We start from the raw sequence: 16183 nt of genomic DNA on the forward strand, positions 1-16183 counted from the left end.
TGACAGAGGCGGGTTTCGGGGTGTAATCCGTCGGATCGGAAGCAGACTTCTAGCACAGGCGGTCAGGCCAGTACTAGCGCCTGGGCAGAAGCACTCGTAAGCGCTGAAAGCATTTCACAAACATTACCGATCGCGACACACTCAACTGAATCGGCCGCACCATAATAGATCTTGACTTCTCCACTATCTTCGAGAATAGCGCCCCCAGGAAAAATAACGTGATTCCTGAACCCCATCTCCTCTGCCGCTTTACCCTCGCCGGTTTCATAGTCGGCTTCAGGTGATATCAGAGGTTCAGCATGCACTCCGATTACCTTTGTGGGATCATCGATATCCAAGAGCGCGAGCCCTGCGTAATACACTTTCGGCCACTGCTTTTCCCATCCATTCTTGCTACGAGTCGTATCACAGTGCACAGCATGAAAAATGCAGAGCCAACCTTTTTCGGTTCGAATCGGCGGAGCACCAGGCCCGATTTTATCATTGGCATAGGGCACTGACTCATTGGTCATCACCAAACTCGTATCGCCCCAGCGACGCATGTCTGAAGATCGACTGAGCCACATGCCATAGAGCCCCGCCCCCATTTTCGGGCCACCATACTCATTGAACGGTCGTTCCAGACGGACATAATCGCCTCGGATTTTTTCAGGAAACAAGACCATATTCCGATTGTCCGGCGCTGTCAGATGAACGACCTTCCAGTTTTCGAAATCATCGGTTACCGCAATGCCTCCACGCAGGCCATGCGTGGTATCTACAGCAAAACACATGACCACTTGACCATCGATCACGGTGAGTCGCGGATCATAAAATCGGTGAAGTTCCTTGTCCGCATCGCGGTGAGGATAAAACGGAGCGATCAACTCAACTGCTTTATTTCTGTCAATACATGGCTGAGGCGCTACGTCCCATTCAAGCCCGTCATCGCTGAACGCCAAGCCGAGATTTGTACCATCGAAATCAACGTCACCCCATCGACCGAAGTCGTTACGAAACACCATAACGTATTTGCCCTGGTACTTGCAGACTCCGGCATTGAAAATCAAGGTGGCAGCATAGGGCACTTGTTCATGTGTCAGGACTGGGTTTTGGGGGTGTCGTTGGATCATGGGTTTGAGTTCTTCATTCGCTTCACAGAAACAGTTGGATCAAAATCACGCTGTCCTCGATGATCGGTTCGAACAAGCTACCACGGACCACGATACATTGGACAAATCACGCCCGAGGCACCGACTTGGCAGGTCGAAAATCATTTCATCATCGAGGGCAGCGGACTACTTCATACCCAGCTCAATCCTCACGCTTCCAGAGCACGTCGGCGACGCAAAAGAAGCATCGTCGTGCCGAGGCCCAGCAATGCAATCGAACCGGGTTCGGGAATCAGCGTCACCGCCAAGTCCGGATGGTAAGCTGCACTGCCAGCATCATGACTCGTCACGATTCTGCTGCGGGTCCAAGCTGTCACCGGCTCATGGGTGACCGGGTCGATGTTCATGATCATGAGTCCGTTATTGTCCCCATTGATCCAATCAATGAACAAGCTGTCTTTGATTCCAGTCAGATCAAAGACCAGCGCCTCCGGGTTCGACGAATTATGATGGTCGACGGCAGTCGCAAGCAGCGTCTGCGAGTAATCAACACCGGGAGTATGAGCCCCCGCCGAGCCTGCCCAGGAGACGGTGGGGGAATGGCGGTACAGATTGTTCCACGATGCACCCTCCTCTGTCCACGCACTATTCGCGTCCGATACCGCGAACAGGCCTAGCGTCATGTCAAGTACATTGCTGAGCGAGTTGTCTCGAGCATACAGCGTGAGCGTGATGTTCTCGACGAGGTTCTCCTGCCCAGCAAGACTGGTGACGTCAAAGCGGATCAGCCCCTTACGGAGGTAGCCGCTGCGGGCGCCGACTTCCATGTTATGGGTTGCGGCAACCGCGGGATCATACCCATAGTTGTTGTTAGGAGCCTCTTGATTGAGGTAGGTCATATCCGAATCGACGAAATGCACAATGTCTGCGATCAAGGGATTACAGGGAACTGCGGCTGCAACAATGGCTGCTGCCATCGCGAAGTGTAGTCTTCGAGATCCCCCCTTGGTGATGAACGACATGGGCTGACGGAACATTTCAAATGATGATTTCTGCAGATGCGACATTTCAATTCTCCTCAAAAGGTGTACGGGTGTACGCTTTGGTTTAAAACGCGTACTGTTCATTGGATCGGATAATGTAGCGTTGGAGTTGCTCGTCACTTCTTCTGCTGACATGCCCGTCGGTGTAAAGCGTGTTGACGCGACCTCTCGGTCCATCAGCCAGCGAGCCGAGTGGGCCAGGGGTGTGGTTAGAACCCCATGTTCCAAGAGGTGTTGGTAACCAGTTGCCGGGGAATGCCCCCCCCACTGCGTAAGCGATGTCGCTTAGCATGACTTGGGATTGCCTTCGGATTGAGGACGGATCCGTATCGCGCGACAGGTACCGCGGCGGCACCATGCCAAACGTCCACTGCGGCTCCAGTCCGACCGTTTTCATCCAGTCGTACAGCGGCGTGTAAGTGGTAAGCCAGTAATCTGACACCAATGTGTTGGCGGGGTTGTAGCTGATCCTCTGTTCGGCAGCAGGGCAGAAAAAAAGTTCCCCGTACCGTTCCTGGCTTGCCGTTGCCCCCGGGTTGAACGTTCCGACTAATTGGCTGATTTCACTTGACGTCTGATTCGGCCATATGGCGAAAAAATAGGGATTGCTGCCGGAAAAGTTTGCTCGCGAATGGGGCAGCTCATCGCGATTGTCGACCGCGTAGGAGATCAAGGCAATACCAAGCTGACGCTGGTTTGAGCCACATGCTGTCTCTCGAGCGGCCTGCCGCGCGTTACTCAATGCCGGGAGCAAGATCGCGATAAGTAGCGCAATGATCGATATTACCACGAGAAGTTCGATGAGTGTGAAACCAGCAAGAGTTGTTCCGGTGCGGCCTCGTGCGGCTGCAAGATGCGGGTCGAGCTCATGGATACAATATGAATTGACGGCCATCGAGGATACTCTCCTAATTATCTGAGCTATGAGACAAAATGCCCAGTGGCTGCGCGGTACTAATTCGTTTCCTCCGCTAGAAGGCGAAGCGCCTGATCTCGCCATTGATCCATCGAGCGGCCAATCGAATCCTGCATAGGCGTGTGAACGCCACCATAGGCCTCCACAAAGTCGAGGATCAGACCCGTGCGACTGTGATCGAGTAAACGTTGCGCCTTTTCGCCAATCGTGCCGGTATCTTCATCTTCGGCGAGACGCTTGATTGCGGTGATGAGATCGTGGTCAAACATCCCTTCTCGGAAATTGACCAGTCTAAGTGAACCCCGAAGATCGCCTGAACGATCACGGTAGACGAGCCCGCCCGTGCCATATCGACCAGCACTTGGCCAACTGATCGGATCCCAGGAGGTCAGCGGGTCTTCCCCGAGCCCTTCCCGCTCATGGTGACGCGACCAGTCACTGAAATTGTAATACAGCCAGCCTTGCGAACCCTGCTGGTGAATCCCCCAAGGGAGGGCGCGCGACCACACAAGCGGTCGCCAGATTTCCCAGTCGATCGTATAGGTCCATACTTCGCGACCGCGGGCTTGTGCCTCGCGGGCCACATCGACATCAAAGTGGTCCAGCGACGGAATCCAGATGTCAATGGGTAGGTCCAGATACTCTATTTCCATTTTCTGTGCTGTAGAAGCTGTTCGAATCTGCGGATAGCGTTCTTTCACAGATCCAAACACGGCTTTGATCGTCTGTCGGTTCTCGCTGGTATTGAGATAGGTTTCGTCGAATCCATAAATCACGGCGTGATCGAGAAGCCCACTCTCAGCCATCCTGTCCCAAGCTTGTGACGGATATCTTGCGTCAATCCGTTCGACGAAACGCTCAGCCGCGCCATCGATTCCGTGCTGGTTTCGCCATTCGAAAATTTCCATTTCATACGCTTGATGAAGGTTGAAAGTGGTCATTCCTTTCTTGACGAGTTCACTTATTTTTTCCAAGTCAACCGCAGGCTCGCTCTGCCTGAGATAGATCGAACCGTATGGTCGCGAGTTTGGGCTGATGCGGTAATCGAGAAAGAAATCAGGATTGTTTTGGCCGTAATACCCCACAGCCACCAGCGTATTGAGACTAGGCTGCACCGGCATATCCACAGCGACGATCTCTAGCTCCACGGGCACCTGAACAGAATTGTCGTCGATGCTGGAGTCCGAGTTCTCCTGACTAACCGTTACCGTGCCAATGTATCGTCCAGGAGGCGCGTCATGGGAGGCCTTCAGCGTAAGCAGAAGCGGCTGAATCACGCGAGGCGCTTCGATATCGATGGAACCATCCCATGACAATAACGGGTCCGCATACCAGCCCGGCCGCTCAAAACCGCTACGTTCCCGATCTGAATTGGGTCCCAGATACACATATCCAACCAGATCAAGGCCTATTTCAAGTAGCTCGTCTGGAAGCGTTTCGCCCGACGCTCTATCTACAAAGTCAGAGATGTCAACGGTGAGACGCCCGGGATCCGCATCCCGACGACGAACGAGACATAACTGATGCGATCGTGTTTCACCACGCGCCATCACTGTATCAAGCGCAGTTCGCCATCGATCGCCAATCCGATGTCCATCGAAAGCAACACGCTCATCGATCGGCGCGACATAGGCTCCGAAAGGACGTGATGGAAAATCCGAAGCCAGCCTGGCCTCCGTCTCCGCTGACGCGGTAAGCGTCTCCGTCCTGGTGCGGATACGCTTGAGTCGATCAACGACGCTTCGCGTACGATCGACGTCGGTCTGGGTCAGCGTTTCGACGTAATCAACCACTGGAGGTAGAAGCTCTGGTACACCGAGAAGCTGCTCCACTTCGTCGACATGTTCCGAGTCTATACCCAACAGGTCTTCAGTACTACGACGCGGTGTAAATTCGGATCGTAGTTGAATGTTGTCAAAGAAGACTGTCTTGTCGGCATCGGGCATTCTTAACAAGAGCTGCAGGCCGATGACATCGGCAACACTCTCGACGTCCCCACCCGAGACAAATCCGGGAATGCTCATCCAAATTCGATATTCCCCAGGTCCCATATTATGCCGATGCCACCGTACTCGATCCATTCTCCTGCTGGACCGTTGCACGAGAACAAACACCGGCGTGTTCGGCTGGGTAACCTTTACATCCAGAGTCAGGTATTGATAGGGTCGCCAGTCACGCACCGGAAGGGCTGCGGCATTCAGCGTCACCCCGGGCCATGCTGTGGTTTTTCCGGGACGGTGCGCGGGAGCGTCAATGCGAAGCGAGTAGCTTCCAGAAGTCGCCCATTGGCGGGTCCGTCCGTAGCGAACGGGTCTAGCGTTCGGCAGACTTTCAAACGGATCGGAGAAAGCTTTCGCGCCACCCATCCCCTCCTCAAAATCAGCGATGTGAACGTCAACCGATGACTCGGCATGGCTGACGCTAATCATTGCGAAAAGCGAAGCAGTTACTACAACCACCACCCCCAAAGTTAACGCGGTATTGAAGAGTTCTACCCGTCGCTCAATCATTTCCTGCCCCTTTGACGTGTGCATTCATCAAAATATTCGTGTTGACGGCCACGGCCTCAGCCATGGTCACCATGCTTCTTCAGAATCGACCGCGGCCAGACAAGACAAATTTGCGCGTACGCAAGCGAGAATGAAATCGACGCTGCCACCGATTATTGGGTCTGCACCAAACTCATCTGGTGCAGAATATTTCATTCAAATATCTACACCAAATTAGCACGTCGATTTTGCTTGTCAAGGTTTTGCAGAAAATTTCGTAGTAGAAGCATCCCGGGTTCGTAATGCTCCGGACTCGGGCCAGGATGCGATATACCTCGATTAACAGCTTGAAATCTAAGGTTACACCAGGTGAACGTCGCTCATGGCGGCGCGTCAGGAACTGGATTTGCCCCTGCCTTTCCCCAGCCGGTTGATCGCGGGCTCCCTGGGACGTCCGCACCAAAATGGTGCAGCGCTGTCGCCCCTGGGGCACGCAACACTGTCGCCGAACCTGGGCCATGGGCGTGATGCTGGACGCCGAGGACGCATCCGGTATTGCAGGGCGGAAGGGTGCGGACCGACGGGCTGCTCTCGCGCTGCGGCTCAACCAGCAAGGACACGCCACGCGATACATCACATCGCTGACGATGAGGGCGGGGGTGGACTGGTTCGATCGATGACTTGCCGACCACTCATGGTGTTCGTTCATGTCCCCAGCATTGTTACTGAGATCCAGCAGGGGATGCGGGGTGATGAGCCGGCTACGGAATGATTCGCCATCATGTAGCCGACCGGCCATTTGCCTGGGTCAGAGTTTGTGAACAGGAGGGCCCGGGAATCGTGAACGTGCGCTCCGCCTCATTGCCCCAGTGGTAGGCGATCAGCGTCGGGTGCTCGTGATCCGAGGATCGGTCGGGATTCATCGCGTCCTCCAGCCAGTTGGGAATGTCGGGCAAGCGATGCGTCGTGACATTGATGCCGGCTGGTGTAATGTCCAACATCCGAAAGCAGCATGGCCCCACGCCCACCGATCCGGTGACGATCTGTGGCGTTCGGGCGATCGGCATCACACTGTTGATGTGCTGATGGCCGCAAAAGTAGGCGCGGATGTGGTCAGTGTGGCACTGGATCAGGTCGACAAGCTGTGGGATCACCGCGCTGATCCGGCCATAATCCCATGTGTGACAAAATCCATCGCTACGCGAGGGCACCAGTGGATAGTGACAGAATAAAAGCGTCGGCGTCTGATCCTCAAGTTGACGCGCAAGCCAAGCGACCTGTCCGTCCGTATCTTCATCGCGGACGGATAGAAAGACGCCTTTGTATCCCGCCAGGTCCATCGTATGGCGAATGCCCTTTTCGCCGAACAATCGCCCGAAGTTGGTTTGCTCCAGCGGACATTCTTCCATGTCTTCCATACCCGGATAGCGCTCGGCGAAAGCTCTGGACGGTGCAATGTCGTGATTGCCGGCCACGACCTGAAACGGAATGCCCGTTGCACATAGTTGCTCATGCACCCATTCAAGTTCGGCGATTTGGGCCGATCCGCGGTTAACGCAATCGCCGCCGATCACCACCAGGTCAATGGTCGACTTGTGCTGGTGCAGGTACTCAAAGAATCGCGGCACAGCAATCGCCGCTTTGGGGTAATGAGGCTCAAAGGGTTCAAAGGCGTGCAGGTCATTCGCATAAAGAATTCGCATCGGGTGGTTGAACTCGCGGGGGTGTGGCGGGAAGAGATAACGCGCTATTCGTCCGGCTTCCGAGCCGACGATGGCTATTTTCGAATCTCATACTGATATAGACACCAGCTCATCGGCTGCGCGAGGGAGAATGGCAGTTGGCTGGCCTCGTCGACGACGGCTTCGAACGACGCGCCGTGACCGATGACAGGCCTGGCCATGATGGCCGTGCCGGGATCAAGCCAGGTGGCAAGTTGCGCCTTGGGCCGTGCGTTCAATTCACGATAGACCAGCAGGTATCCGCCGTGGTCGCCGACCGACTGGAAGCCGGGCCAACTCGTACCGGTGGGCTCTTCCCCAATGGGCAGCACGGGCGAGGCATGCAATGCTGCCTGATGCGCACGGTACGCCTTCACCAGCGGAACGATCTCGAATGCGGCTTCAGGCAGGTTGCACGCTTCAAACCATCCCAGCGGATGTGCCGCCAGCGTCGTGGCGAAGGCGTACTCGAAGCCCACCTGCCGCGGTGCCAGCGGGTCGTCCTGCGGGTACTGGTTCGCATTGCGCCAGATGTTGAGCCATTCGATCTGAAACCGCTGCGGCGGAACGTAGCGCGCGAGCTGCCAGAGATTCCGCAGTGTCCAGTGCGGGTAGTAGTTCTGCCAGTCGGTGTAGCGATTCTCAAGAAAAACGAGCCCATACCGATTGCCGTCGAAGTAGCCCAACCGCCGGCCTGCGGTGGCATCGAGGTTGAACACCACCTGGCCATCGGTTTCTGCAAGCACGCGGTCGAGCATCGCGCGGAATCGGCGGTCGGCCGCCCGGTCGGGGATCTCGACAAGATCGATCTTGAACATTCGCACACCAAGCGTGCGGTGCAGTTCGACCAACCGCTGCGCGTCCTTCTCCCAGTCGGCGTAACCGTTGGCGCGCGAAGGCGCGAACCACAGCGCGACCTCCACCCCCAGTTCCTTGCCCCGCTGGATCACCGGCTCCAGGCCGTTGGGAAAGCGTTCGGGGTGGACCGCCCAATGGTCGCTGCGCTGCCAATAGGATTCGTCGGGAGCGACATACGTCTGCCCCGTCTGCCATCCATCGTCCAGTTGCAGGTGACTTGCTCCGAGCCTGGCGCAAGACGCCAGTTCGGCCAGCGCGAACGATTCGCTGATGCGGTTGTCCTTGTTTCGATCGCCCCACGTGTTGACCAGCACCGACGCATCGCGATCCGGACGCCGGGCACGCAGGCGGTGCTGGTAGTCGCGCAGCGCCCTCAGCAGACCCGTCTCGCCGCCGCGTGCCATGCCGATCACCGTGCCATAGCCCTCGACCCAAACATCCTCGCGCAAGTCCGCCGGGTCCAGACCCAACCCGACCATTTGCACGCTCTTATTGTCAAAGCGCACATCACAGTCGGGATAAGCAAGCTGGGCCTCGGCAAGTGGCGCTTCCTTCAGCAGGAACACGCCTGTGTTTTCGATCAAAGCTTCGATAAGCACGAGGTTGCCGCGGGCCATTTCGATTCGGGCCCACGGCATCCGCGTCTCAGCATGCACAAGGTTGTTGTGCCAGTCGGTGGCATCACGCAACGCCACGCATGTCAGGCGGGTGTGGCGATGGTGCAGGGGCAGGCGTTCGGTGACCGGCGCGAAGAAGTCGGGCCGACGTGCACGCGCGGTCGATTCGATATCGCTTCGATCCATCGCACCGACAGCGGTGCTGCGCCAAGGGCCGTCCCCCCGGCCCCGCAGCGCCAGATCGCAGGCGATCGCCGGACAGTCGGGGTATAGCCGAAACGTTCGCCGCACCGCCAGGCGGCCCAGCCGAACTGTCACCACCGCCCGCACGTGCGCCGTGTCCACAGGGCCGCCGGGCACCTGCTCCACATCAAGCGTTCCCTCCTCGGGTTCGCCAGCAAGCCCGGGCAACACAAGGTCCGGCCCGTCGGCCTGCAACGACCAACAGTCGCCCGTATTCACATCCATCAGTTGTTCGCCAATGAGCGCCCCGCCGTTCCAACGGTAGCGGCGCTCAAGTCGGCCTGTACTGAGTGTGAGAATCTCATCCTTCAGTACCGCGGTGCAGGCTGGTCGGCCACTGACAGGTTTGGTTGCATTCTGAGACATGGGACGGCCCTCAATGTTGCTTCGCCGTGAGTGGAGGAGGTGGGCTGGTGGTTAGGGAAAGATGCCCTCGACGCTTTCGATGTACTGCATGATTTCGGGGTGGGGGCCGAGTCGCCTCATCTGGCCGCTGAAACTGATGTCCGCAGCCATTATGTCGTCATAATACTTTGAATCAAGTTCCGCCATCTCCAACTCGGAGAGCGACTGTTCCAGTGCGGCCTGGCGTTCTCTGTTCTCCTCCATTCGCTTGCCGATCACCTCCAGTTCCGAGCCCCCGCCTTCGCAGATTATTTCAGTCCATTGCGGGGCGTATCACCAGATGATTGATGAAACGCGGGCCATTGAAACGCCGTGGGGTCATCAATCAAATCGGCAAGCAAGCCTCACAGCTTCGCACGGCTGATGCTCGCCCTTGATGGAAAAAGCGTAGCGGAAGCACGCTCGTTTTGTTGCAGGCATGGCGAGCGGGGGACATCGTAAGGCTGATTGTTCTGGCGCAGTGAACATGTCGCCATCACACCTGCTGCCACGCTCATGCGGGCATCAAGCGGGCAGGCGCCACGTGACTGGCCAGTCCGGATGAAGTTCAGGAAATCGTCGATGATCTGAGGGTCGGCACCGCCGTGCGATCCGGGCACAGGCGGCACGGTGATGGTTTCGTAGTTGTTGATACTGGCACCGCACCGCTTGGTCCAAAGTTGGATGTGAGCCGGGTGCTCATCTGTTGAATTGCAGCCGATATTCTCGATCCGACCTTGCGTGCCGATGATGGTGTAGTTGCGATGGCCATCGGGGGTATAGTGGCATTGCTGATAGCTCGCTTGCACACCATTGTCCAGTTGCATCAGCATCATGCTATGGTCTTCGACGTCAATGATCGGGCTGAAACCTGCCTGAGACAGGGGCGGCCAGTGTGCTTCGTTCGCGACCGCCGACACGTATTCGTCGGCCTTGCGGCGATTCTGGACCCGGTTGTAGACGCTCAGCTTTCCCATGCCCACCGTTCGCTGCGTATAGCCGCCAGCGAACCAGTGAATCATGTCGATGTCATGAGCGCCCTTCTGCAGCAGCAGTCCGGTGCTGTAGCGTTGTTCGGAGTGCCAGTCTTTAAAGTAGGCGTCGCCGCCATAGTCGACAAAGTGGCGACACCAGATCGCCTGGACATCGCCGATCGTCCCCGCGTCGATGATCTGTTTCATCTTCTGCATGACCGGGAAGAATCGCATGTTGTGACCGACGTACAGCCGACCCGATCCACGGTCCGCGGCGGCGAGCACGCGATCGCAGCCTTCAATCGTGATCGCCAGCGGCTTTTCGAGATAGACGATTTTGCCCGCATCGAGTGCCGCGATGGCCTGCGCTTCATGCAGGAAGTCAGGTGTGGCGATAAAGATGGCATCAAGATCGTCCCGATCGACCACTTCAAGCCAGTCATGGGTTGTCACGAGACCGCTGCCACACAGTTGCCGGTACTCGTCGAACACCGCCTCGTTGGTATCGCAGGCGACCGCGATTTCCACACCAGCTTCCGGACGATGGGCCAGCTTTGCAATCCGGCCACGCCCTCCCGCGCCAATCACACCAAGACGAATCATGTTCGAGCATCCTTAATCATTGAAGCATCTGTTGGAAAAAGCGAAACAAACTGTACGTTATCTGCAATGGGCCAAGTTCGCATTGTCAGCCTGGAACGCGACACGTATGTAGCACGCCTGCTGGCCGTCGGTTTGTGGCCGTTCAAGATCACCGCGCAGGTCCGGAGAGACATCCACTTATGTTGGACGGCACCATCGGTGGAGAGACCGATGGTGCCGTCCAACTGCGATCGGGACGCCTCCAGCTTGTCGTCGAGCAGGCTGGCTGGCAGCTGGCTTACTGATACTCCAGCACGACGAAGCCGATGGATTGGGGTGCGACCAGCCAATCATCGCCTGTTTCGTCTGCTTCCATGGTTTCGGTCACATGCCAGTTGTCGGGGGTTTGAACGCTAAAGATCACGTCGTTGGCCTCGTGCAGATTGAAGAGTGTCAGCAAGACGCGATCGTTCAAACGGTGGGCGGTCATATGCCACTCCGGATTTTCGACGACGAGTTTATGGGCGGGCCAACGACTCACGCTGGCGGTGCCTTCGAGCATATTCTGTGGCGGAAATTCTTCATCGACACGCTCGCCTTCATGATAAAACTGCTCAACACGATCCAAGGTCCGTGTTGTTTTACTGAGCTTGATCCAGTAAGGCGCGTCCATCTGGTCCGGATAATAAAGCAGGATGCCATCTGCTCCTTCAGCAATGGCGCCGATGATCTGCTGATGCAAGCGATTGGGGTTGTTGAAGACCGAAGCGCCTGCGTAGCGAACGAGCAAAATCGGATGGAGCTCAGCTTCGGCGTTTTGTTCCTTCATGTTTTGACGCCAATTGCGTACGTATTGCATGGCGAGTTTGGCTCCGGCACCGCCATAGCCGACATAAATCTGGGGCTGGATCGCGTCGACATAACGGGCCATTTCCACCGCGTTGTAGCCATAGCCAAGGGTGGCCAATCCGGTGTCATCATAGCCGGGATTGGGTGTAAGCTCGAAGCGTCCGTCAGGCTTGAGTTCCTTGAAGCCTTCTGCCATGTGGCGTACATAGCGTGCAACCTGCTTGGTGCGCCAATCGACCCATCGCTTGTAAAGCTCGGCGATTTCGGAATCTTCAGTGATGTAAGTGCGTAGGCCGTGCTCGGCGATGTATGCGCGGAGCCGATCGAATGCCTCATCGGAAACGTCCATGTCCTGCTTGAAGCGTTCGATTGAGTGGTCGGAGAAGCCGAACCTGGCCTCGGGTTCATAGTCGACAGTCGCGATGCCATCAAACCTTCGGGCGGCTTCGGCCATGACCGAAACGCCGGGCAGGTCGGCGGGGTGGTAATGTTCCACGGCGCTGACGGGACAGGCGAAGCCACCGGCAAAAACCGCGCCAGTGGCGGTGACGTCAGGGTATTGGCTGCTGAAGAAGTGATCGTGATGCACGTCGCCGCCGTTGATGATATTACGTTCGACGAGGGCGGAATGCATGGCTTCGCTTGCTAGTTGCGTGTGGCCGATGCCAGCCTGCTGGAGAAAAGCGGCCAGGCCGGGGCCGCTGGCTTCGCCGGCGCGGGTGTAGCCATAGCTCCACATGCCGATCCGGGTCAGTCGGTTCTGAATACCAGGCTGATCGAAAGCGTGCAAAACCATGGGCCAACGTTGCTGAACGGCCGTACCATCCACCCGAAGCTCGATCTCGATGAAGCGTTGTTCGGCAGGCAGTTGTTCGGGAATATCGAGGTACAGCGCCTGGCTCGTCCATTCGGAGATGAAATTGGCGCCCGGATGCCCAGCCAAGAGGTGGTTCGAGACTCGCAGAGGCAGGCGATGCACCACACGCTCGCCCTGCTGTTCGTGTGACGGCTGATCATATTCGTGAAATTGCCCAGCGTGGTCCAGAAGTTTGACCTCAATGGGCAGACTGACGTAGACCTCCACCTTGTGCTCTTCAGCTTGTTGCCGTACGGCATCCGAAGCCTGAAACATCAGGAACACAGGTTGAATGTGGCCACCAACCATGTGCACCGTGCGATCCTGATTGATGGAAGCGGGAAGCAGGACCGGCCGCCAATCTTCCGCATGGACCGGTGTGGGGGCCGTCCCGGTCAGCATCATTGCGAACAGGATGCTGGCCGTCCATACAAGCCGCCTGATGTTGTGGTGGTTTCGAGTTTTATCTGACATATTCTGCTCCTGCGTAAGTGACAAAGATAAGCCTGTTAACTGCGAGGCGTGCGGTACCACGGCGTTCATGTGTCCCCCCCCGGGGCGATCGGATACGAAGCACACAAATGACGTTGAAAAAAGTCGGCTGCCGGTCTTCCTTGTTGAGAAACGTGGGCGGTGAAAATCAGTAAGCGCCGATCGGTTCTCCGTAAGGCACCCAGGACACATGCCCGTCTTCGTACAGGGCATGAGCACCGTCGTCGTGCCAGAAGCTGTTGAAGGAATTGCTGTCCGGCCAAGGATACGGGGCGCCGGCAACGGTCATGATGCCGCCTTCGCTGGTGGTGACCAGTTGCGCTCCGTCGACAATGGAAATCGCAGAGCGATGTACGATAAGCCAACGGGTGAGGTGGGCGCGGCTGTCGTCTTTCACCGCCAGGCTCAGCGGTTGGCCGGTGGATGTACCGATGGCGTTGCCATTGTGGGATTGGCGGTACCAATAGCTGTTGGGATAACTGCCGCTGGGGATCAGGGTGGTGTAGTCGTTGGGGTCGTTGGGGCATTGAAAGGCCGCGGAGTGACCCCAGGCCGCATTATCACGTTGCAGGTAATCACCATCGACGACCAGGGCACGGATGACGGTCAGAGGTGGGTAATGGTTGAATTGGCCTTCCATGCTGGGCAGAAAATCCCTGTGGTCATTGGCGTACAGATGCAGGGCAAGGCCGATCTGGCGCTGATTGCTCTGGCACTGTATTCTTCGGGCACTGTCTCTCGCTGCGCTGAGCGCCGGCAGTAAAATAGCGATCAGCATTGCAATGATCGAGATGACTACAAGAAGTTCGATTAGCGTAAAACCGGAACGACAACGGCATGATCGAGTCGAGGGGGCGCTTAACATTGTTATCCCTTCTAAAGGGTAAATGAAAGAACGAGAACGATTGATTCCAGAAATTGCCAGTTGGAGCAATCAACAATCCTCCTCAAGGTGAGTTACAAGGTGATCCGTGTGGTCATCGATCAGGAGTTGATCTGAAAGTAACCGCTGTTTGGTACGCGCCGGCCCGACGGAATCGCGAAGGACCAGACGACTGTTGATTACAATGTGCTGGGGTGTATCGCTGGGTTCTTGCAAATGCTGAAGTAACAGGCGGTAGGCGGCCCGACCGGTTTCTCCGCGGGGCTGGTGAATGGTCGTCAAAGCTGGCCTCGCGATAGAGGCGTTGGGCACGTCATCGAAGCCGACCACACTGATATCTTTGGGAACCTGTAGCCCTGCTTCGTGGATGGCGGTCATCGCGCCGATGGCCGCATCATCATCCGTCATGATCAAAGCAGTGGGTTGAATATGTTGAAGCAGATCCTTGACAACCGCGTAGCCTTGAGGGCCATGGCCAAGGCGGCTCTTATCGCCAAGAACCCAACGGCGAACATTGAAAAGCTGCATATGATGTTCGTGCCAAGCCTTGCGATAATGATCAAGTTTGCCCGAAGGCTGATCCCAGTCCCACTGGGCGCCGATAAACAGGGCTTGACGGTGACCGAGTCCAGCCATGTGGCGAGCAAGTTCCCGAATGGCAAGCAGTCGATTGACGCCGACACTCATGTGTGCCAAGGGTTCAGCATACTGGGTAAAGACGACCGGGACCGGCAAGTCGAGAAGCATGCGCACAGTGGCGGGGGGAACGGGAACAGGTCGGTGAAGGATCAGACCATCGACACGTCGACCGACGAGATCGCGGAGAATGCGCTGGGTGACGTTTTGATCCAAGGCGATATCGCGAGCGACGAGGAAGAGTTGGTAACCGTCGGCACTGGCGAGCGACTCAATTTCGCTGATGTCCATGAGCTGAATGGGCGTGTTTAGCGCCACGCCGACCAGAGCAATGCTCATGCTCGAGCCGCCTACAAGGGCTCGGCCGATAGGATTGGCTACGTAGTTCATCTCCTGAGCGATTTTTCGGATCTGTTCCGCTCGGCGAGCCGATCGCGGGTGGGAGCCTTTGATGGTGCCACTGAGCACGCGTGAAACGGTGCTGGCCGAAACACCTGCCGCTCGCGCGACTTGAGCTAGGGTTGCGCTGCCGGAATCAGGAGAGATGGAGACGTCTGAAGCCATTTGATCAGCCGCGGGATAAGGATTCAATGGGTCAGGCCGACACTGGAACGCAAACGCTTGCAACACTCTATCTTTTACCACCCACTCTGTCAATCTGAATTAAAGGACAACCTTAAGCGCACGGCGATGCTTTCAATTACCCACAAATCCGACGGGTCATGGAGGCGGGGGCCCGTTCTGCTTTCTATTATCTCCGGGCATCCCCATCACCTGCGGCAGTGGCCCCATGCCCAAGGAGTGTCTCGGCATGAATGCCTGGATTGAAGCGGAGCTCGACGGCTGCCGTTTTCCCGATCGACGGTTGGGCAGAAGGTTCGGCCAATAGCTTGAAGATCTTTCCAAGGGAATCGACCAGCCCCTGCCGCTTGGCTTGCCAGGACTGGGCGGCCACCAAAGCCGCTTACCGCTTTCTGGACAATCCGCGGGTGGATGAGAGCGCGATTCTGGCCGGCCATTTTCAGGCCACGCGGGCACGGTCGACGATGCCACAGGCTTGCCCCTGGTGCTGCACGATACGACCGATCTGTCGTATCAGCGGACACACTTCAAGCCGATTGGTAAGACTCACGAAACCTGTACCGGCAAAGACCGGAAGGAGCGTCCCCGCATGCACACGGTCTGCGGATTGTTGCTGCACTCAAGCCTCGTGGTGACGGCCACGGGACTGCCGCTGGGCATGCCTAGCGATAGAATCAGCCATCACTCAACCACTCTCATTGAGGCTGGTACATAGTTCTCAGGCAGTAAGACCCACATACCTTGCGACCTCAACCATTACCGTCAAATGGAGTACGGCTGGCTTCGGTAATGACCTCGCACGCATGTCCCGTCATTGCGACAGTAACCACGGACGCGCACAATTTTGGGGCACGCCATTCTGATTTGGCTGCCGTAGTAGCTGCCATTCTCAGCAACCCTCGATAGCGAGGTTTGCCTGTACTCCGATGAAGCATGCTGATTAGGTTCTGAATGGTACGCTGGTCGC

Annotated in this window: 12 protein-coding genes and 2 pseudogenes; 1 reads left to right on the plus strand and 13 read right to left on the minus strand. The window is 56.8% G+C overall.

Annotation, left to right across the window (positions count from 1 at the left end):
• Positions 1–62: 62 nt before the first annotated feature.
• The 13 genes and pseudogenes from ACERK3_13570 to ACERK3_13630 all read right to left on the minus strand — a co-directional run bounded on the left by ACERK3_13570 (position 63) and on the right by ACERK3_13630 (position 15198).
• A complete protein-coding gene (locus tag ACERK3_13570) occupies positions 63–1112 on the minus strand; it encodes a glycoside hydrolase family 130 protein (protein ID MFA9479315.1) in 1050 nt (349 codons plus the stop codon).
• Between the two features lie 188 nt (positions 1113–1300).
• The gene (locus ACERK3_13575; protein ID MFA9479316.1) at positions 1301–2158 is read right to left on the minus strand and encodes a DNRLRE domain-containing protein; all 858 of its coding nucleotides are present in this window, start codon (positions 2156–2158) and stop codon (positions 1301–1303) included.
• Between the two features lie 40 nt (positions 2159–2198).
• Entirely contained in the window at positions 2199–3029 is an 831-nt protein-coding gene (locus ACERK3_13580; GenBank protein MFA9479317.1) for a DUF1559 domain-containing protein, read from the minus strand.
• 59 nt (positions 3030–3088) lie between these two features.
• On the minus strand, positions 3089–5584 hold the full coding sequence (locus ACERK3_13585) for a glycoside hydrolase domain-containing protein (GenBank protein ID MFA9479318.1): 2496 nt from the start codon (positions 5582–5584) through the stop codon (positions 3089–3091).
• Between the two features lie 734 nt (positions 5585–6318).
• Positions 6319–7242: a metallophosphoesterase gene (locus tag ACERK3_13590; GenBank protein MFA9479319.1), complete on the minus strand. Its 924-nt coding sequence runs from the start codon at positions 7240–7242 to the stop codon at positions 6319–6321.
• Positions 7243–7316: 74 nt separating this feature from the next.
• Entirely contained in the window at positions 7317–9344 is a 2028-nt protein-coding gene (locus ACERK3_13595) for an alpha-galactosidase (protein ID MFA9479320.1), read from the minus strand.
• A gap of 51 nt (positions 9345–9395) precedes the next feature.
• Positions 9396–9602 carry a hypothetical protein gene (locus ACERK3_13600; protein ID MFA9479321.1) on the minus strand — a complete coding sequence of 69 codons (207 nt, stop codon included), beginning with the start codon at positions 9600–9602 and terminating at the stop codon, positions 9396–9398.
• A 125-nt stretch (positions 9603–9727) separates the two neighbouring features.
• Positions 9728–10939: a Gfo/Idh/MocA family protein gene (locus ACERK3_13605; protein ID MFA9479322.1), complete on the minus strand. Its 1212-nt coding sequence runs from the start codon at positions 10937–10939 to the stop codon at positions 9728–9730.
• 277 nt (positions 10940–11216) lie between these two features.
• Positions 11217–13097, minus strand: coding sequence for a family 10 glycosylhydrolase (locus ACERK3_13610; protein MFA9479323.1), 1881 nt, complete (start codon positions 13095–13097; stop codon positions 11217–11219).
• Between the two features lie 166 nt (positions 13098–13263).
• Entirely contained in the window at positions 13264–13893 is a 630-nt protein-coding gene (locus ACERK3_13615; GenBank protein ID MFA9479324.1) for a DUF1559 domain-containing protein, read from the minus strand.
• A 12-nt stretch (positions 13894–13905) separates the two neighbouring features.
• A pseudogene (locus ACERK3_13620) lies at positions 13906–13980 on the minus strand (type II secretion system protein).
• 69 nt (positions 13981–14049) lie between these two features.
• Positions 14050–14973: a LacI family DNA-binding transcriptional regulator gene (locus tag ACERK3_13625; GenBank protein ID MFA9479325.1), complete on the minus strand. Its 924-nt coding sequence runs from the start codon at positions 14971–14973 to the stop codon at positions 14050–14052.
• Positions 14974–15018: 45 nt separating this feature from the next.
• A pseudogene (locus ACERK3_13630) lies at positions 15019–15198 on the minus strand (LacI family DNA-binding transcriptional regulator).
• A gap of 251 nt (positions 15199–15449) precedes the next feature.
• On the opposite strand from ACERK3_13630, the gene ACERK3_13635 reads away from it, so the two are divergent.
• Positions 15450–15851 carry a transposase DNA-binding-containing protein gene (locus ACERK3_13635; GenBank protein MFA9479326.1) on the plus strand — a complete coding sequence of 134 codons (402 nt, stop codon included), beginning with the start codon at positions 15450–15452 and terminating at the stop codon, positions 15849–15851.
• Positions 15852–16183 lie beyond the last annotated feature (332 nt).

The sequence above is a fragment of the Phycisphaerales bacterium AB-hyl4 genome (genome assembly GCA_041821185.1).
Lineage (GTDB): Bacteria > Planctomycetota > Phycisphaerae > Phycisphaerales > Phycisphaeraceae > Natronomicrosphaera > Natronomicrosphaera hydrolytica.